The sequence below is a fragment of the Alkalimarinus alittae genome (assembly GCF_026016465.1).
Lineage (GTDB): Bacteria > Pseudomonadota > Gammaproteobacteria > Pseudomonadales > Oleiphilaceae > Alkalimarinus > Alkalimarinus alittae.
Map to the genome: position 1 here is coordinate 3,472,131 of NZ_CP100390.1, position 19,873 is coordinate 3,492,003.

The window sequence follows — 19,873 nt, forward strand, 5'->3', positions numbered from 1 at the left end:
GCATTCACATTTCGTATGACGATAGACGACCCTAGGAGAACGCAAAATGGCCAAAGCCTCAAAAAAAGACAGTAAGAAGAAATCCAAAGGCAAATCTATGCTGAAAGAAATCAACGCAAAACTTAAATCGACCCAAAAAGAACTACAAGAACAAGTAGACGAGCTAACATCTCAGGTAAAAACACTGCGTAAAGACCCCGGTAAGCCGGCACGTAAACTGATCAAGAAAATGGAAAAAAGCTATCACAAAAAAGTAGCTGAATTACAAGATGAGTTTGATGAGCGCATGGCCTCTGTATTGAAAATGCAGGATAAAGTGATCGCACACATTCCTAAAGAGCTTGCTGAAAAACTTAACCTAAAAGAAAGCACTCCCGCTAAACCCGCTAACAAACCAACCAAGAAAAAAAGCACCAAAGCACCAGTAGCCAAAGCCAAAAAGGCACCCAGCAAGCCAAAAGCAAGTAAAGCGCCCTCGATTTCATCTATAAAAGGAATAGGCCCCGTACTAGAAAAGAAATTGGCTGACGCCGGTTTTACAACACTAGAAGACTTGGCTAATACACCGGCCAGCAAAACTGAAGCACTAAAGCAGTTTGAAAGCGCCAGAGGGTTTAGCTCGTGGAAAAAAGAAGCTCAAGCATTACTCGATAACAAATAGGTCTACAATTTAAACAAACCTATCATGCATAAAAAAACCAAAGCAGGTGTACCCACTTTGGTTTTTTTGTAACTCAATTTCGAGTTATACGTTAGTGCCTAACAACGCGTTTAGTGTTTCACTTGGACGCATGGCCTTAGTCACCTTATCTACGTCTGGGTGATAGTAACCACCTAGGTCGACATGCTGACCTTGATTGACTGTCAACTCCTCAACAATCTTCTGCTCATTGTCAGCCAGATCTTTTGCTAGCTTAGAAAAGGCTGCTTGCAACTCTGCATCTTCTGTTTGCTCAGCCAAAGCCTGAGCCCAATAAAGCGCCAAGTAAAAATGACTACCTCTATTATCAAGCTCACCTGCTCTACGTGAAGGTGACTTATTGTTCTCTAGCAACACACCTGTGGCTTTATCCAATGTTTCTGCCAAAATTTTAGCTTTGCCATTGTCTGTTTTGCCTGCAAGGTCTTCTAAAGAAACGGCAATCGCTAAGAATTCACCCAGTGAATCCCAACGTAAATGGTCCTCTTCTACAAACTGCTGAACATGCTTAGGTGCAGAACCACCCGCGCCCGTTTCAAACAGTCCGCCACCCGCCATCAGAGGTACAATAGAGAGCATTTTAGCACTAGTACCTAGTTCCAAAATCGGGAACAAGTCCGTTAAATAATCACGTAGTACGTTACCGGTTACCGATATTGTGTCTTCACCATGACGCAAACGTTCCATGGTGTAACGAATAGCGATATCAGGCGTCATAATGCGAATATCTAATCCTTCTGTATCATGATCTTTTAAGTACTTTTTAACTTTTTTGATCATTTGCGCATCATGTCCACGATACTTATCTAACCAGAAAATAGCAGGTAAGCCAGTTGCTCGTGCACGCGTCACGGCTAACTTAACCCAATCCTGAATTGGCGCATCTTTGGTTTGACACATACGCCAGATATCGCCCTTCTCTAAGTTTACATGCTGCAATAACACCTGGCCGCTTTCATCAACAACGCGAACCGTTCCATCTGACGGTAACTCGAACGACTTATCGTGAGAGCCATACTCTTCAGCTTTTTGAGCCATCAAGCCAACGTTCTGCACTGTGCCCATGGTGGTAGGATCAAATGCATCATGATGCTTACAGAAGTTAATAACTTCTTGGTAAATAGTCGCGTAACAGCTATCTGGAATAACCGCTTTAGTGTCTTTTAACTTACCATCGGTGCCCCACATCTTTCCGCCAACACGAATCATGGCGGGCATAGATGCATCAACAATAACGTCACTCGGCACGTGTAAGTTTGTGATACCTTTTTCTGAATCGACCATCGCCGTTTCAGGACGCTCTTCATAACAAGCGCGAATATCGTCTTCAATTTCGTGGCGTAATGAAAAAGGCAGGCTTTCAATTTTCTCGTAAATATTACCCAAACCGTTATTTGGATTAACACCTAGCTTCTTGAACGTTTCAGCATGTTTTTCAAATGCGTCTTTGTAGTAAACTTTTACTGCATGACCAAACACAATCGGGTGAGTAACCTTCATCATGGTTGCTTTTACGTGCAGTGAAAATAGCAAGTTAGCGTTCTTGGCGCCTTCCATTTCTTCTTCAAAGAATTTACACAACGCCTTTGCGCTCATAAACATACTGTCAATCACTTCGCCTTCAAGCACTGGCACCGCGTTCTTAAGTACATTTACGTTTCCGTCTTTATCGACCAACTCAATTCTCAGGTTACCGGCTTTTTCAACTACCGTTGAAATATCGCTGTGGTAAAAGTCACCTTTACGCATGTGTGCGACGTGAGTTCTTGACGCTTGGCTCCACTTACCCATTGAGTGTGGATGATTTCGAGCATATTGTTTTACAGCGGCTGGCGCTCTTCGGTCAGAGTTACCTTCACGTAAAACGGGGTTAACAGCACTTCCTAACACTTTTGAGTACTTAGCTTGAATCTCAGATTCTTGCTCAGTTTTTGCCTCTTCTGGGTAATCTGGAATATCAAACCCTTGGGACTGAAGTTCTGCAATCGCTTCTTTTAGCTGTGGAATAGAAGCACTCACGTTTGGCAATTTAATAATATTAGTATCAGGCTTATTCGTCAGATCACCCAACTCTTTAAGTGCATCGGGTACTTTTTGATTTTCATTAAGATTGTCGGGGAAAGTAGCTAGTATTCTTGCAGCTAAAGATATGTCGCTTGTTTCGACATTAATGCCGGCTGCAGCTGCAAATTTATTAACGATTGGGAGTAAAGAGTAGGTTGCCAACGCTGGTGCTTCGTCGGTTTTGGTATAGATTATTTTTGATTTTTGAACGGTCATATTTTCCCCAATTTTATCGGTAAGGTAACCAAAAAATTAATAAAAAGGCGGCTTTTGGCCCCCTTTTGTTAACGGAGCGGTAATTTCGTGGCAATAGTATACTGAAAAACGGCTCTACACTGTAGCTTGAAGTATAGAAAGTAATAGCGCTCTTTTCCTACAATTTGATTACAGATCCAAATATAGACGTTTTTGAGCCGTATGCTTCAGATAAAAAGCGTTATACACTAACACGCGGGTAAGATAATAACTCTTTGACTTTAGTCAAAGATAGCTGATTTGAAAGGTTTTTTTAATTTTATCTGATGAAATTGAATACTTACCACCAGCCAAATCACTTACTAGGCATCTATTACAAGTCTGAAAGGTGGAGGAAGGACCACTGCTACTGATGCAAAATTGCACCACTCAATAGCGCCTCTTCCTCTTGTACCTAATATCCCATTCTAATCCTACTTTTTATATCTAGCACCTAGTCTAATACCTGTGTCTGATAAGTCGCGTTCACCTGACACACAAGGTAGACACGAAACATCCCATCGATATGTGTTTCTGAGACATTTTGATATCGAATGACCCAACCTTCTTTACCACTTAGCAAATACGGGTAACTCTCACATAACACCAACCCTTTTTTATAATCATCACTATCGTTAGCAACAATTATTTGAGCACCGGCACTAATAGGGACTTCACCTGAGTTTTGGCAGTTGGCGGTGAAATCGAATGTTTCACCAGGGCCTACGTCAAAGCTGAGATCTTCATATACGTAATATTTAACGTCCATTTTAAACCTCCTGTATCCAGTATTTGACACTACATATAGAAGATAGTCGCTGTACTCTCCCACGTCCAAGCTAGTTTCAGCGTAAACACTTTGTAGCTGACACCAGTGTGAGCATTAGCACGCCCCCCTTTAGCGAGGCTTGCGCGCTAACATGGTTGCAAATTGTAACTGCGCGCCATTGTGCATGGTACCTACGTCTTCGTTGTACTTAATGAACTCCCAGCCCTCATAAGTCTCTCGTAACTGTCCTGCGTTTAGCGTAAACGGAAAGCGAACGGGGCATGGATGCTCTTCAGTACTCATGGCACATACTATTAGATTATACCCTCCCGGCAAGGTACGCGCTTGCATATCAGCAATCACGGCATTAACGCGCACGGGATCAAGAAACATTAGTGTTACGGTGCAGGCAATAAAGCCATAGTCCTTATCAAGACTGGCGCAGTTAATGTCGTAGACTTGAGCCTTAACATTAGTCAGGCTCTCTTGATTAATAATGCTTTGCAGCATATCTATAGCACTAGGGTTAGCGTCTATCGCAACAACGTTAAACCCGAGCTGGCCGAGGTACAGCGCATTGCGCCCATTCGAACACCCCATATCTAGCGTATCGCATGGCTCAACGATGTTGCACGCATCTACCACTTCACTGTGTGCGGGGTTTAAACCGTAGCGGTTATTTAGGTCTACTGTCATGGCAATCACTTAATTTTATATAATGAGGGCTCATTATCTTACGTCTAATATTGCTTAATCAAATATAAATGAGCATGCGTTATAGGGCTTCTTGAATTTTGAATAAGCCCTCGTTTCGACTGAAAAAATAGGACATTCGATGCTTGGTTATTTAGACGACTCTTTCAGAAATTGCGTGGTTATATGCATGGCTAAGGCTTTGCAAGCAGGCCCTGCGTTTTCCATTCCAGATAGAATAATATGAAACGGTAATAATTTTCTCGCATCCATATCTAACGGTATGCGTTTTAGTTCCCCAGCATCTAACTCCTCCTTAATCATATGCGGCGGAATAAAGGCAAAGCCCAATCCCCGCTTTACAATTTTGATAGCCGTAGCGCCGGTACTTACCGTCCACCGTTGTTCTGAACCCAGCCAGCCTGCATCCTGCTGCCGTTTAATACCGGTATCTCTAAATACTACTTGGCGATGCTGGCGTAACTCAGGTTCTGTCACATCCGTTTTCAATGAAAAAAGCGGATGATTAGGGTGAGCCACCGGTAACATCTCAACCAAGCCTAAAGGCTTACCTAAAAAACCAGGGGGGACTTTAGGTGATAAGACGATATCTGCACGTCGCTCTAACAATGCCTCATCAGTGCCTGACAACGTCGTTTCAAGCACCACTATACGGGTGGCGGGTGACTCATTTGAAAACGCAGCTAACGCCCTGATTAATGGGTCAAAATCAACCAGAAGGTCAGCAGCAACCGTCACTTGTGGCTCCCAACCTTTTGCTAATAGGTCGGCTGATGACTCTACGTTACCTGCTTCTTTTAACAGATTTGTCGCCTTGCGATAAAGAACCTCCCCGGCCTCAGTTAACACCGCTTTTCGCCCCTGCTGCTCAAGCACCGGGGTGGGTAAAAGTTCTTCCATTTTACTCAGCGTGTAGCTAACACTTGACTGGCTTTTATTAAGTGTTTCTGCGGCCTTAGCAAAAGAGCCTTCGTCAACCACTGCTTTAAAGGCCGCCCACTGTTCTAGTGATATTCTAGGTGTTCTCACGTTATCTCCCACTCAAGGCTTACTTACATCTACTTTTTAAACCATAAATAGCCATCACTCAATATATTTCATCTATTGTTTTGATGTTTTATACTATTAAACCTGCTTTACCCATGGGGCTTACGGTAACTATTGATGCGCTTGTAGCGGCTATTCATGTAGAATGCGCTTCCCACCAGCAAGTTCGACTAGAGGCTTTTATGGATTACGAATTCACGTTTGATGAGCAATTCAACCCTATCGCTCAATTTTCCATAGGCCACGAAGCAATTGGGCTATGGTTTACTGAAGAACTGCGCAAAGATAAACAATCTATTGCCGATCTGCTCGATATTATTCGACAGCTTGAGCAGCGCCAAATCATGCAGCACCACATTCAAGGCAAAACCTTTCAACTGCGCCTAAATGCAGAGCAGGCAGAGGTCATAGCGCTAGCACTTGATATCGATATTGATGAAGAACTGCCAGAAAATACTGAGTTGTATGATCAGGAATCGTATGCAGAATGCGGCACCAATGATTTCAAACAAGCAGTATTAGACTGGGAGCAGTTTATTCACTAGCGTTTAACCATCATCGCGACTCAATTGACACTAATCTGTCACACTGTTAAGGCACACTATTAAATTATTGGAGAGAGTCTAATCAAAGGTGTGTATATGATCATTCAAGAAGTCGAGCTTCGGCCCAAATCAATCGCAGCAGCCATGAGAATGGAAGGCTATAAACAAAAAGAAATCGCAAAAGCCATTGGTGTTACCACCCGCACTATTCAGAAATGGTTTAAGTGAGTTTACGACCCTAGCCATAGCCATAAAGTCACTATCTGACTGACCAGCAAACAACCACATGTCGCTCGCCAAAATAGCATAGGCTTTCGCTCAATCAACGGCTGATTTTTCAGTCGCATAAACTGTTGGTTGGGGTGTCTGAGGTCAAACACGAACTCAGATAAAGACTCATAACGGAGTTCAGGTGAAATATGTAAGGCTTTTTTTAGCGCGCCATCCATCCACGCCGGCACCATAGGGTTATGCCAATAGGCTGGCTCGTATTTAAGCCGTGAAAAATCTTGCGCACTCTCGCAGCGATCAAAAACCTCGCCAAAGGGCAAACGCCCCGTCAGCATTTCATACGTAATCATCGCAATAGAAAATAAGTCTGAACGCACGCTGCCAGATCGACGTAATTTATATTCTGGTGCAGCATAAGTCGCTGTACCCAAAATTGTATCTCGCTCAAAAGGGGATACTATTTCATTGACCCCTGCCACCAAGCATGACCCAAAATCGATCAGCTTCGCTTCGCCATCCTGAGTCAACACAATATTATCGGGCTTTATGTCTTGATGAAGCGTCTCTTTTCGGTGCAGCGACCTCACACCTCTAACCACTTGCTCAATAATATCGAGTATTTGTCCAACATCTCGTTTATTTGTAGTCTCAATCCATTTGGCCAGGGTTTCCCCTTCAACATATTCTGATAGATAATAAAGCCATTGCCTGCGATGTACGTCTGTTGGCACCTTCACTACATTTGGGCAGTCTATACGACGCCCTATCCACTCCTCCATAATAAAGCGCTCGATATAAGCAGGGTCATCTTCATAGTTAACTGAAGGGGTTTTCATCACCCATTTCTTGCCTGTGTCTTCATCCTGAACAACATACAACTGACTTCGATTGCTGGCATGAATTTCATCCAATACTCGATAGTTATCTATCGTCATACCGACGTTTAAAAACGGGGGGAATGGCAGGTCATTTAGCTTTTTATAAACATCTTCTGAGTTCGCATCAGGCAACTGATCAATGCGCAATATCTGGCAGCTTAAATTATCATCACTGCCAGTCTGTTTTGCCATCTCAATCAGCGTCTGGCAGGTTAGCTCAAAATCAGTACCCGCAGACTGAATAATAGCTTTGATCTCTTTGCGGGTTAAAAAGTCATGCACCCCATCAGTGCTGAGAAAAAATACATCCCCCTCTTCTACGGCTTCTACCCGATAATCTACATCCAGTCGTATATCCATGCCCATAGCACGAGTCAAGTAGGCTTTATCTTTACTCACGTGAGCACTGTGATCAGTGGTTAACTGTTCAAAGTCATGCCCTCGCAAACGATAAATGCGGCTATCGCCAATATGAAACAAATGCGCCATACGCGATTTTATGACCAAAACAGATAACGTACTGATGTAGCCTCGGTGCGCATCTATATATCGCTGGCCTTGCCCATAAAGCCAACGATTCAGCGCCGTCAGTACTTTTTGAGCAGAGGTTTTTACAGTCCATGAGTCTGGCGTTGAGTAGTAGTCATTAAGAAAGTTCTTAACACAGGTTTCACTGGCTTCCTTTCCTGCCTCTGCACTACTCACACCATCCGCAATGACCGCCACCACGCCCTTCATAGTCAACATAGGGTCTTTAGGCATACGAATGCCTAGGCAGTCTTCATTCTGATGCTTAGGGCCTTTGTCTGTTGCCTGCCCTACGCTAGTATTTAAACCACTACTTAAATGCATCGACTGCCCCCAGAAAACCGTTAAGCTTTTTCACTACGACACTTCAATCAGTTGTACAGAGCCATCTTCCATTACTTCAGCCATATGACCTGCAGGCTCTTCAAGAAACTGCACAAAGATGAAGCATACCGCTGCAGCACCCGCAATAAACATAAAGAAGGTAGCCGTATCAACAAACGATAATACCGTTAAAAAGATGACCGCACCTACATTACCGTATGCGCCTGTCATGCCAGCAATTTGCCCAGTCATTCTTCGCTGAACCAAAGGCACCATAGCAAATACAGCCCCCTCGCCCGCCTGCACAAAGAACGAACAACACATTGTTGCCACAACCGCTAGCGGAATTAACCACGCACTATCGATCTGACTCAGCACCATATAACCTATCGCCAAACCACAAATCAGAATAGACAACGTTTTCTTACGACCAAACTTATCACTTAACCAACCACCACCTGGGCGCGCCACCAAGTTCATAAAGGCAAAGCCGGAGGCTAATAACCCTGCGGTAACCGCGGTTAACTCAAAAGTTTCCATAAAGAATAAAGGCAGCATAGACACAACCGCTAGCTCAGAGCCAAAGGTAACAAAGTAAGCCCAGTTTAAAATAGCAACCTGTTTAAATTTATATTGCTGTAATTCGGGAACGCCGTTTTTAAGGTTTTCTTTATTTACCTTGTAGATTTGGCTGGTCTGTACAACAAACAAAGCGGCTAGCCCCACATAGATAACATTACTGGCAAAGTCACTTAACAAATTAATTTTTTCTGGACCTAACTTCCATGTTAATACCGCTAATGCAATATACATGGGGATATTCATGGCTAGATAGAAATAGAAATCACGCTTAGAGGTGACTTCTAAACCACCCGACTTTTTAGGTTTAAAATACGTTGAACCCTTAGGCGTATTTCGAGCGACCTTATAAAAGAAAATACCATACAAAAATGCAACTGCGCCGGTACACATTAGCGCATAACGCCATCCATCTTCACCTCCAATAACAAGTGCTAGCGTGGGTAATAACATCGCAGCTGCAGCTGAGCCAAAGTTTCCCCAACCGCCGTATATACCTTCAGCGACACCCACCGTCTTTGCAGGGAACCATTCACTCACCAAACGAATACCTATAACAAACCCAGCCCCCGTAAAGCCCATCAAAAAACGCAACAAGGCTAATTGCTCATAGGTTTGAGCAAGCGCAAAGGCTGTACAGACTACACCCGATGTCATCAACAGCCCACTGTAAATAATACGAGGGCCAAATTTATCCACTAGCATACCAATCAGAATTCGAGCAGGAATAGTCATCGCCACATTCAAAATCATTAGCGCTTTAACTTGCTGGCTCGATAGATCAAACGCTTCTTTCATAAACGCTAATAGAGGGGCATGGTTAAACCACACCACAAAAGTAATGAAGAATGCGATCCACGATACGTGGAGCATGCGAATTTTTTTATCCGCAAAGTTGAGAATATTGAGGCTTTCACCGGACATTGGTTTTCTCCATTTATTTATAAAGTAGCTCCCCTACAACTACAAAATGAATGCCAATAGTTTTTTTTGCTTATTTTTCATAAAGATAACCAAAAACAACACAATATATACAACGACATAAAACGATATAAATCATGTTTTGGTGCAAAAGGTCTGGTGCACGAGCCCCAAAAAAGCGCGTGCACCATTCAAGTGCTTATGCCTCATAACAGACCCATCAACGACCAAAAAAATGCACAATAAAATAAAAAAGAGAATAAATACTCTTTATTTTCAACAAGATAAATTAACACAAAAACTCTGGCATAGCTTATGCAATAAGACACATAACCACCTAGTAAACATCTAGCAGCACCTTAGTTTTACCCTGCTGTCATCCTCGCGAAGGCGGGAATGACAGGTTGTTTTAGACATGACTGATGTTTACGGGAATAACAGTTTTTTATGGATAGGCATTACCTATATAGAAGTTTCTAAAGATTTTGGAGATACGAATGAGAGATAAGCTGGTCGTAATCGGAAATGGTATGGCAGGTATGCGTACAGTTGAAGAGCTACTTAAAATAGCCCCTGATAAATACGATATCACCGTATTTGGTGCAGAGCCTTACGGAAACTATAACCGCATCATGCTGTCTCCTGTTCTGACGGGTGAGAAGACGATTGAAGAGATTATGATTAATAATCTTGATTGGTATAAAGACAACAATATTACACTACATGCCGGTGACGATAAAAAAGCCGTTAACATTGACCGTCGTAACCAGAAAGTCATCGCTGCTGATGGTACCGAAGCCCAATACGACCGACTTCTCCTCGCTACGGGCTCTAATCCCTTTATTATTCCTTTACCTGGGCATGATCTTGACGGTGTGATTTCATTTCGCGATATTGCTGATGTCGAGACCATGTTAAAAGCCTCTAAAGAAAAGAAACATGCCATTGTTATCGGTGGTGGTCTATTGGGGCTTGAGGCCGCAAACGGTTTAATGAAGCAAGGAATGGACGTTACCGTTGTTCATAACCTAGAAGTACTCATGAATCGCCAGCTAGATGAGCCTTCTGCAAAGTTGCTTGAGCAATCATTGGTAGAGCGCGGCTTAAAATTCAAAATGAATGCCAATACATCAGAGTTAACAGCAGATGAAAATGGTCACGTTAAATCGATTGTTTTTTCAGATGGTGAAAAACTGCCTGCAGAGCTTGTCGTTATGGCTGTCGGTATTCGCCCTAATATTGAACTCGCGCAGAAAGTCGGGCTCCATTGTGAGCGCGGCATCGTAGTAAATGATACCTTGCAAACATTTGACCCTAAAATTTACGCCATTGGGGAATGTATTCAGCACCGTGAAGAGCTATTTGGTTTGGTAGCCCCTATTTGGGACCAAGCAAAAGTAGCAGCTAACCATCTTGCAGCCTACGGCATTGGAATTTATCGTACACAAGCCACATCAACCAAATTAAAAGTCACAGGTATTGACCTGTTTTCAGCCGGCGATTTTTCTGGTGATGATGATACTGATGAAGTCATCTTTCAGGACCCTAAACGCGGTATCTACAAAAAAGTGGTTTTAAAAGAAGACAAAATCATCGGCTCTGTGATGTATGGCGACACCATGGACGGCTCCTGGTACTTTCAGCTAATGAAAGATGGTACAAACGTCGCAGACTTCCGTGACTCACTGCTCTTTGGACAAGCACATATGGGTGACTCGGGTCACGCGGGGGTTAATGCCGCTGCAGACTTGCCCGATTCAGCCGAAATATGTGGCTGTAACGGTGTATGTAAAGGCGATATTGTAAAAGCCATTACTGAAGAGAATCTATATACCCTCGATGAGGTCCGTGCATCCACTAAAGCATCTGCCTCTTGTGGTTCTTGTACTGGCTTAGTGGAGCAGGTTATCGCCTCTACATTAGGCGGAGATTACAACCCTAGCGAAAGCCAGAAGACGATCTGTGCTTGTACAAGCTATGGTCATGATCAAGTTCGGGATGCGATTAAGCCAAATAACCTTAAATCATTCCATGCGGTATCCCACTTTCTTGAATTTTCTAATGCTGATGGTTGTCACGTCTGTCGTCCGGCCATTAACTACTACTTGCTCGCGGCATGGCCTGGCGAGTACGAAGATGACTTGGCATCACGCTTCACCAACGAACGCATGCACGCCAACATCCAAAAAGATAACACCTATACCGTAGTTCCTAGAATGTTTGGCGGCGTGACCACAGCAAAAGACTTGCGGGTTATCGCTGATGCAGCAGATAAATACGAAGTACCCATGGTTAAGGTGACAGGCGGCCAACGTATCGACTTGGTTGGCGTTAAGAAAGAAAACCTAATTCCTATGTGGAAAGACCTTAATGACGCAGGCATGGTGTCGGGTCACGCCTACGGTAAAGCACTACGAACCGTTAAAACCTGTATCGGCTCACAGTACTGTCGCTTTGGTACTCAAGATTCAACCGGCGCAGGCATTAGAATCGAAGAAATGACATGGGGTTCATGGACACCTGCAAAGTTCAAAATTGCTGTATCCGGTTGTCCACGTAACTGTGCCGAAGCCACCATTAAAGATATAGGTATTGTCGCAGTTGATTCAGGCTGGGAAATCTATGTAGCGGGTAACGGCGGTATTAAGGTTCGCGTTTCTGACTTCTTGGTTAAAGTCGCGACCGAAGATGAAGTGCTTGAATATACTGGTGCCTTTATGCAGATGTACCGTGAGCAAGGCCACCACAACGAGCGAACAGCACCGTGGATCGAGCGCGTAGGTCTGCAATATATTAAAGATCAGATAGTAGAGAATGCAGAGAAACGTAAAGCCTATTATGAAGGGTTCTTATTCTCTCAAAAGTTCTCTCAGAAAGATCCATGGAAAGAGCGTGCGAGTGAAGGCGTTGCCCAAAATGACTTTATTCCATTAGCAGAAGTTTAAACTCAAACGAACCCTATGGCCTCCGGCGAACAATGTTCTTCGGAGAGCCTGTACCGACTTTTAAGACGTTAGAGAGATCAAAACAATGAGTCAAACCATTGAAATAGGAAAATTAACAGACATACCAAAACTCGGTTCACGGGTGGTTAAAACCAAACAAGGTGACATTGCCGTTTTTCGCACGATGGACGATGAAGTATTCGCCCTACACGATAGCTGCCCGCATAAACAAGGCGCATTATCTCAGGGTATCGTGCACGGTAAATCAGTCACCTGCCCGCTTCATAACTGGGTCATTGGCCTCGATGATGGAGAAGCTAAAGGTCACGATAAAGGCTGCACAAAAACCTTTGAAGCGCGACTTGAAGGCGGCATGGTTTATCTATTTTTAGAAGATGTTATCGCAGCATAAATAGCGTTTAGTCGCGCTGTAACCGGCTCCCGCCGACCGGACTCCTTGAGTCCTACGAAGCGCACACCCTCTTCGCTCCCAACTAGGAGGGTGTGACGCTTCACTCCTTATATATTAACTCGTATTGAGCGGCCCTTTGTTATCGCAACGTAACGCAAACGTCGACAACCTTTGTAAGTCAAAAGTCTAGAGTAAACAATATGCAGAACGCCTCGTTCAAACCCGTTGAGCCGAAAGAAATCAAAACAACCTGCGCATACTGCGGAGTAGGCTGTGGAATATCGGCCACCATCAACAATATTGATGAACGAACCATTATGGTAAGAGGGGATAAACTACATCCCTCGAATTATGGCAGGCTATGCTCAAAAGGCACCGCGCTAGCAGACACGCTCACACTCGACGACAGACTTCTTCACCCGATTTATAAAGGCGAACAAATCAGCTGGAACAAGGCGATAAAAGAAACCTCAGACCACTTCAGCGCCATTATTGAACAACACGGACCCGATGCCGTCGCCTTTTATGTTTCAGGGCAACTATTAACCGAAGACTACTACGTTGCCAATAAACTAATGAAAGGTTTTATTGGTTCTTCGAATATCGATACCAACTCCAGATTATGTATGGCCTCGCCCACCGTTGCACACAAGCGTGCGTTTGGCTCTGATACAGTGCCTGGCTGCTATGATGATATTGATCATGCCGAATTAATCATTCTCACCGGAAGTAATACCGCATGGTGTCACCCGATTATTTTTCAACGCATTAAAAAAGCGAAAGAAAATAACCCTGCATTAAAAGTAGTGGTTATCGACCCCCGAAAAACCGACACCTGCGCTATTGCAGACCTGCACTTACCGATTCAGTCAGGTACAGACGCCTACTTGTTTAATGGCTTACTGGCTCACTTGTCAAAACAAGGTCAATTAAATTTTGAGTACATAGAGCAACACGTCGAAGGTTTTTCTCACGCAATTACATCAGCGATAGAAACCACACCTAATATTACAAAAGTAGCCAATATATGTGGGTTAGCAGAAGCTGACGTTGCCACTTTTTATCAGTGGTTCACTCAAACAGAAAACATTATTTCTGCTTACTCTCAAGGTATTAATCAATCCAGCTCAGGTACCGATAAAGTAAACGCCATCATAAACCTCCACCTTGCGACAGGCAGAATTGGTAAAATCGGCGCAGGCCCTTTTTCGCTAACAGGCCAGCCTAATGCTATGGGTGGCCGTGAAGTTGGCGGGCTAGCCAATCAGTTAGCCGCTCATATGGATTTTACTGAAGACAACATCAATCGTGTAAGTCGCTTTTGGCAGAGCGACCATGTTTCATCTTCTCAAGGGTTAAAGGCTGTTGATCTGTTTGATGCCATTGAAGCCGGTAAAGTAAAAGCGGTCTGGATTATGGCCACCAGCCCTGTGGATAGCCTACCCAATGCTAACCAAGTCAAAGCCGCTTTAGAAAAGTGTGAGTTTGTAGCGGTATCTGACTGCATGCAGCATACTGATACCACCCAATATGCCGATATGTTATTACCTGCACTTGGCTGGGGTGAAAAAGACGGTACCGTTACCAACTCAGAACGGCGAATTTCACGCCAACGTGCGATACTCCCTCCACCAGGCGAAGCAAAGCCCGACTGGTGGATTATCACCCAAGTGGCTAAAGCCATGGGGTTTGAGCAGTCATTTCCGTACCAGTCTGCTCATGAGATATTTAACGAACATGCGCAATTGTCTGCATTTGAAAACACCTTAGATAAAAACGACCCGTTACTTAAAAAACGTGATTTTAATATCTCCTCATTAGCAACACTTAGCGCCCAACAGTACGATGACCTAATGCCCATTCAATGGCCGGTTACGTCAGTGTCGCCACAAGGCACTAAACGTATGTTCGAAGATGGGCACTATTTTACCCCAACAGGTAAAGCCCAAATGATCGCAATTGAACCAAGATTGCCTGAGGCTCGCCTAAGTGATGAATTCCCACTTATTCTTAACACAGGGCGGATACGAGACCAATGGCACACGATGACTCGTACGGCGCTTGCACCACAACTTAATAACCATAAAGCTGAGCCTTTCATCGAGCTTCATCCTTCTGATGCGCAGCACTTTAATATTGATGATGGCTGTTTAGTGTTAACGTCCAGTGCCTATGGCGAGATGATCGCAAGAGCTGAAGTGACCGATAGTCAAAAGCCAGGCCATCTATTTATCCCCATGCATTGGACTGAACAACTCAGTTCGAAAGGCCGTGTGGGTGCATTAGTCAACCCTGTAACGGACCCCTATTCAGGTCAACCAGAAAGCAAGCACACCCCTGCGACCATCAAGCTTTATCGACCTCAGTGGTTCGGTTTTTTATTGTCTAGGCGGGCACTCAATATCGAGAGTGTTCAGTATGTAGTTAAAATACGAGGACAGAAATTCTATCGTTACGAACTCGCGGCAGAGTCGATGATTGATGATTTATCTGTCTGGGCCAGAACCCTACTTTGTGATAATCAAAAAGCAGAAACCGAATGGGTTGAATACTCTGATATCAAACATCGTAAATACCGAGGCGCTCGTTTTGTAAGCGATATGCTCGAAAGCTGTCTGTTTATCTCTCCTAGCCTAGACTTGCCTACTCGAGGCTGGTTGGCTGAACTGTTTAATAAAAGCAGTATTGAATTAGATGAGCGTTTAGCAATGTTATCTGGCTCACCACCTGCAGGCCGAGAAGATTGCGGTAAAACGGTTTGTGCATGTTTTGGTGTTGGTGAAAACACCCTTAAATCGGCTATTAAAACACAAGGCTTATCATCGGTTAAGGCTATTGGTGAGTGCCTTAATGCAGGCACCAACTGCGGCTCTTGTATTCCTGAACTTGAGACGTTACTGTCTCATGAGTGATTAAGAAATTTAACTCAACAGGTGTCTTAATGAGAATTCTTCATACCATGTTACGCGTAGGCGATTTAGACCGCTCAATCGCCTTTTACACCGACGTTTTAGGAATGCAGTTAATTCGCAAGTCAGAAAACGAGGAATACAAATATACCCTAGTATTTGTAGGCTACGGGGATGAAAGCCAAGGTGCTGTGCTCGAGCTCACCTACAACTGGGGACAAAGCGAATATGATCTAGGTAATGCATACGGACATATCGCCATTGAAACCGACGATATTTATGCCACCTGCGATGCCATTAAAGCCAAAGGCGGCCAAGTAACACGTGAAGCAGGCCCCGTAAAGGGCGGCAGCACCATCATCGCCTTTGTTAAAGACCCTGATGGCTATAGCATTGAATTAATTAACAAAAAAGATGCAGGGAAAGGGTTAGGTTAGATTTAACCAACTCCTTTCGTATCTAGCTTACTAAAATGAGTCTTAAGTAACGGCTTGATTACGATAGTAATAGCGGCTCGCCGCTATTACTTCATATTAACCCAAAGCGCGTGCACAACACCTGGGAGAACAAACAGAAGACATAATATAATATTAATAAACAGATGCTTTCCAACCCCTTCTTTTATAAAAACAGCCAGTGGCGGCAAGAAAATAGCCAGTAAAATCATTATAAGTTTATTCATCATGTAGTCCTGTTTGTTAATTTTCAATTTATATTCATTACGAGCATAAGCCACACTTTTGGTAGGAGCAACATTAGCACCTATCACTCACTCTTCATCCAAATGAAACTTGTGCAAAACCCGGTGTAGAATAGGGGCAATGACTATGCTGCTGGTGACAATGTAAACATAACCTGAAAAAATCCCATAAAGGCTAGTGAATAGCTGCCCTGACGTAGTTTCAGGGAGGATTGATAATCCGAGCCCACTGGTTAATGTGATGGATGCAATAAGCGCTGAACCTGGTGCCATATCGTCGAAATAAACGTGCCCGCCAACACCTATAGCGAGTGTTAAAATCACTAAAGTGATGGCTGAGAGTATATGAAAAAACATTCGTCGTCGGAATGCCTTACGTGAAGCTAAGCGCTTACTTTTACTTTCATACATTGGTATCTTGCTCAAAACCGTTTTGTATTACCTAATTTAAAATGCTTGCGCTCGCGCTTACAAACACCCATAAAACGCCTGCCTCTTATAGAAGAAGCAGGCTTGGTAGGTCGTTCTAAGCAATAGCACTCACTTATCTGCGTCTTTTTCAAGCCGTTCTGTAGCCGTCTCCCCCAAAATAGAGTCTGGTAGATCAGTCACCTCAGGTTGGCGTCGACGTCTGGTTTTTGCCGGCACCATGCTTCGCATGGATTCTAATTTACCAAAGCAAAGCAACTTATCATTCGCTTCAAGCTCTCTGGTAGGCTTCGGATTAGGAATAACCTTACTGCCTCGGTAAAGCGTGAGTACATTAATATCCTTCTCTGATAAGTCGGTATCCTTTATCGCCATACCCACCAGCTTGGCACCTTCTGGAATATAAAGCTCACTAACACCATATCCCTTACTCACCGTTAACCGTTGGCGAACATCAATCTCAGGGAAATCCACCTGCGCAGCAATGTATTCAATAACAGCGCCCGCAACATCAAGCCCCGTACATGTTTCGATACCTTCAAGCCCAGGAGAAGAGTTCACTTCCATTATTTGAGGGCCATTTTTCCCTTCGAGCATATCGACACCTGCCACTCTCAAACCCAAAATTTGAGCCGCACGAACGGCGGTTTCAGCATACTCTTCAGTTAATTCAACGGCCTCTGCGACACCGCCGCGATGTACGTTACTTCTAAACTCTTGGCCTTGTGCAACCCGTCGCATCGCTGCAACCACTCTATCGCCAACAACAAATGCTCTAATATCTTTACCCTTACTTTCAGCGACAAATTTCTGAATAAGGACGTTTTGTTTCTGACTTTGAAGTAGCTCAATAATCGATTCGGCCGCTTGCACGGTTTCAGCCAGTAACACGCCAATACCCTGCGTCCCTTCAATCAACTTAATGACAACCGGCGCGCCACCAACACGTTCGATTGCGGGTAGCACATCTTTTTTATCTCGAACAAATGTGGTACGAGGAATACCGATATGGTGTCGACTGAGTATCTGCAAACTACGTAGTTTGTCACGAGAGTTGCTAATACCGTGCGCCGTATTAGCACAGAAAATATCCATTTCTTGGAACTGCCTAACCACCGCTGTTCCATAATAGGTAATTGAAGCCCCGATACGCGGCAGCACTGCATCATAGGCACTGAGTGCTTTCTGTCGATAATAGAGATCAGGAACACCTTGCTGTAAGTCGATAGCAAATTTAAGCGTGTTCAAGACTTTAACCTCATGCCCTCGCTGAGCAGCCGCCTCTTTAAAGCGCATGGTACTGTATGAATTAGGACCACAAGATAGAATTGCTAATTTCATTTGAGCATTATCCTTTTATTATCACTAGAGTGATTGCAAGTCCTTGCTAGGTGATTTAAAAGTCGAGTTTACATAATCACTAACTGCAAGCGCTGTTATAGTTTAATTATAGTCTAGATCAAAAAATCAGTGCGAATCTATCCCGCCACCCCGTTTGAAGATAAATACCGAATGGGTAACATAATGATTTTATTTGTTTTTGTAAGAGCGCCGCTTAGGCGCGCCCCATTACTAAACTAAAAATTAACCTTAGCAGACTTGATTAAGATATTCTTTAATTTCATTAAAGCTTGGACGAGAACCAACGGCCTCAGCCATAGAACGATCTCTAACCTCACTCAATAATCTAACGAGCTCAAGATTGTCGTCAGATTCATTCAGCGCTAATAAGTCATCCAACAGGCAGCCAAAAGCACGCACTTCTATTGCCTCCATTGCCTTTTGTTGTGCGACAGGTAAAACATGCACGTTAGAAGCAGCGCCAAAGTCACCAAACAAGACTGAAGCGTTATCATCAATCATTGTGTTATGGGCATAGACATCGCCATGACTAACGCCGTTTTGATGCAGGTGCGCCAACATTTCAGCCATTTGAGTGGTGACGTTAGCGATCTCATCAGCAGAGAATTGAATGCCATCGTTAAAAGTATCTCGCGTGCATGTTTCTAATGAGGGAGGTAGGCCTAAGTTATAAAAAGTGTCAGGAATGAGCTTCATCACCAGCGCTAACTGATCACTTTCAGCAACCTGCGCAACCACTTTGATCAAGTTGCTGTGCTCCCCTGCTTTTAAACAGTTCGCTAATTCGTCTTTTGGGTAACCGTCACTGGTCACATGGCCTTTAAAGACTTTAATAGCGACCTCTAAATCAGAACCATTAAGACTCTCAGGCTGATTAATCCATTTAGCACAAGAAATAACGCCAGAAGCCCCTTCCCCTATTTTCCGACCCATCTCAAGGTCTGACATGCTGACCTGAGGCATGGTGCTATTTTGGCATGCGGGCGTATCACCGATTGGATTACCTGCAAACGCTAGCCACGATAATTTAGGTAACTGAAACAACCAGTCAGGTAGATGAGTTAATTGATTAGCCGACAGCCGAACTAGTTCTAAATTTTGACAGTCCGCCATTGAGTCTGGCAATGAAGTGAGTTGATTACCTGCCAAGGCTAACTTTTTAAGACGATGCAGCCTACCCATTGACTCGGGTAGTCGCTCAATCTGATTCTCAGTCAGAATTAACCAACGCGTCTTGGTAGGTAAACAATCTTCCGGCACACGTTTGATCTGATTTGCTTTAAATCCAATCATTTCCAATTCTGGACAACCAGCTAATTCCGCAGGCAGATGCTTGAATTTATTATTAGATAAAAAGAGTATTTTGAGATTTTTCAGACGGCCCAAATCAGCAGGCAGTGAATCAAGTTGATTATTCGATAAATCCAGCACTTCTAGCGTATCGGCCAACTCAAATATTTCAGTCGGGAACATCGTTAGCCCTTCGACTAACTGTAACCGCTTTATGCCTTTGAGTTGCCCTGATTTTAACTGTTCTAACGTCTGCAAAATATGTAGCCCTAGGCGTAAATAAAGAGCCGGT

17 protein-coding genes and 1 pseudogene are annotated in these 19,873 nt (G+C 43.8%); 7 read left to right on the plus strand and 11 right to left on the minus strand.

What is annotated here, in order from left to right; genetic code table 11:
- Positions 1-46 precede the first annotated feature (46 nt).
- The gene (locus tag NKI27_RS15680; protein ID WP_265046978.1) at positions 47-661 is read left to right on the plus strand and encodes a helix-hairpin-helix domain-containing protein; all 615 of its coding nucleotides are present in this window, start codon (positions 47-49) and stop codon (positions 659-661) included.
- Between the two features lie 84 nt (positions 662-745).
- Here NKI27_RS15680 and NKI27_RS15685 read toward each other — a convergent pair whose 3' ends face one another.
- From NKI27_RS15685 to NKI27_RS15700, 4 genes are all read right to left on the minus strand, one after another.
- Entirely contained in the window at positions 746-2,980 is a 2,235-nt protein-coding gene (locus NKI27_RS15685; protein WP_265046979.1) for an NADP-dependent isocitrate dehydrogenase, read from the minus strand.
- Positions 2,981-3,452: 472 nt separating this feature from the next.
- Complete coding sequence (locus tag NKI27_RS15690) at positions 3,453-3,767, minus strand: hypothetical protein (RefSeq protein ID WP_265046980.1); 315 nt, start codon at positions 3,765-3,767, stop codon at positions 3,453-3,455.
- A gap of 129 nt (positions 3,768-3,896) precedes the next feature.
- Positions 3,897-4,463, minus strand: a complete 567-nt coding sequence (gene tehB, locus NKI27_RS15695) for a tellurite resistance methyltransferase TehB (protein ID WP_265046981.1) — start codon at positions 4,461-4,463, stop codon at positions 3,897-3,899.
- 147 nt (positions 4,464-4,610) lie between these two features.
- Positions 4,611-5,510 (minus strand): LysR family transcriptional regulator, encoded by a 900-nt coding sequence (locus NKI27_RS15700; protein ID WP_265046982.1) that lies wholly within the window; start codon positions 5,508-5,510, stop codon positions 4,611-4,613.
- 83 nt (positions 5,511-5,593) lie between these two features.
- On the opposite strand from NKI27_RS15700, the gene NKI27_RS15705 reads away from it, so the two are divergent.
- The gene (locus NKI27_RS15705; protein WP_265046983.1) at positions 5,594-6,073 is read left to right on the plus strand and encodes a YacL family protein; all 480 of its coding nucleotides are present in this window, start codon (positions 5,594-5,596) and stop codon (positions 6,071-6,073) included.
- Positions 6,074-6,169: 96 nt separating this feature from the next.
- Positions 6,170-6,301, plus strand: coding sequence for a helix-turn-helix domain-containing protein (locus tag NKI27_RS15710; protein ID WP_265046984.1), 132 nt, complete (start codon positions 6,170-6,172; stop codon positions 6,299-6,301).
- A gap of 2 nt (positions 6,302-6,303) precedes the next feature.
- Here the strand turns inward: NKI27_RS15710 and NKI27_RS15715 are convergent, their stop codons facing one another.
- Both NKI27_RS15715 and NKI27_RS15720 read right to left on the minus strand, forming a co-directional pair.
- Positions 6,304-8,034, minus strand: coding sequence for a bifunctional protein-serine/threonine kinase/phosphatase (locus NKI27_RS15715; protein WP_265046985.1), 1,731 nt, complete (start codon positions 8,032-8,034; stop codon positions 6,304-6,306).
- A 33-nt stretch (positions 8,035-8,067) separates the two neighbouring features.
- Entirely contained in the window at positions 8,068-9,537 is a 1,470-nt protein-coding gene (locus NKI27_RS15720) for a NarK family nitrate/nitrite MFS transporter (RefSeq protein ID WP_265046986.1), read from the minus strand.
- A gap of 494 nt (positions 9,538-10,031) precedes the next feature.
- On the opposite strand from NKI27_RS15720, the gene nirB reads away from it, so the two are divergent.
- The 4 genes from nirB (at position 10,032) to gloA (ending at position 16,237) form a co-directional block, all read left to right on the plus strand.
- Positions 10,032-12,479 (plus strand): nitrite reductase large subunit NirB, encoded by a 2,448-nt coding sequence (gene nirB / locus NKI27_RS15725; RefSeq protein WP_265046987.1) that lies wholly within the window; start codon positions 10,032-10,034, stop codon positions 12,477-12,479.
- Between the two features lie 85 nt (positions 12,480-12,564).
- Positions 12,565-12,891 carry a nitrite reductase small subunit NirD gene (nirD, locus tag NKI27_RS15730; protein WP_265046988.1) on the plus strand — a complete coding sequence of 109 codons (327 nt, stop codon included), beginning with the start codon at positions 12,565-12,567 and terminating at the stop codon, positions 12,889-12,891.
- Positions 12,892-13,091: 200 nt separating this feature from the next.
- Positions 13,092-15,803 carry a nitrate reductase gene (locus tag NKI27_RS15735; RefSeq protein ID WP_265046989.1) on the plus strand — a complete coding sequence of 904 codons (2,712 nt, stop codon included), beginning with the start codon at positions 13,092-13,094 and terminating at the stop codon, positions 15,801-15,803.
- Positions 15,804-15,832: 29 nt separating this feature from the next.
- Positions 15,833-16,237, plus strand: a complete 405-nt coding sequence (gloA, locus tag NKI27_RS15740; protein ID WP_265046990.1) for a lactoylglutathione lyase — start codon at positions 15,833-15,835, stop codon at positions 16,235-16,237.
- 86 nt (positions 16,238-16,323) lie between these two features.
- Here the strand turns inward: gloA and NKI27_RS15745 are convergent, their stop codons facing one another.
- The 5 genes and pseudogenes from NKI27_RS15745 to NKI27_RS15765 form a co-directional block, all read right to left on the minus strand.
- A complete protein-coding gene (locus NKI27_RS15745) occupies positions 16,324-16,482 on the minus strand; it encodes a YqaE/Pmp3 family membrane protein (RefSeq protein WP_265049537.1) in 159 nt (52 codons plus the stop codon).
- Between the two features lie 87 nt (positions 16,483-16,569).
- Positions 16,570-16,911: a hypothetical protein gene (locus NKI27_RS15750; RefSeq protein ID WP_265046991.1), complete on the minus strand. Its 342-nt coding sequence runs from the start codon at positions 16,909-16,911 to the stop codon at positions 16,570-16,572.
- 129 nt (positions 16,912-17,040) lie between these two features.
- The gene (locus tag NKI27_RS15755; RefSeq protein ID WP_406803169.1) at positions 17,041-17,364 is read right to left on the minus strand and encodes a cation:proton antiporter regulatory subunit; all 324 of its coding nucleotides are present in this window, start codon (positions 17,362-17,364) and stop codon (positions 17,041-17,043) included.
- A pseudogene (rimK, locus tag NKI27_RS15760) lies at positions 17,347-18,270 on the minus strand (30S ribosomal protein S6--L-glutamate ligase); the annotation flags it as partial. The gene NKI27_RS15755 and the pseudogene rimK, both read right to left, overlap by 18 nt.
- A 249-nt stretch (positions 18,271-18,519) precedes the next feature.
- Positions 18,520-19,839, minus strand: a complete 1,320-nt coding sequence (locus NKI27_RS15765; protein WP_265046992.1) for a leucine-rich repeat-containing protein kinase family protein — start codon at positions 19,837-19,839, stop codon at positions 18,520-18,522.
- Positions 19,840-19,873 lie beyond the last annotated feature (34 nt).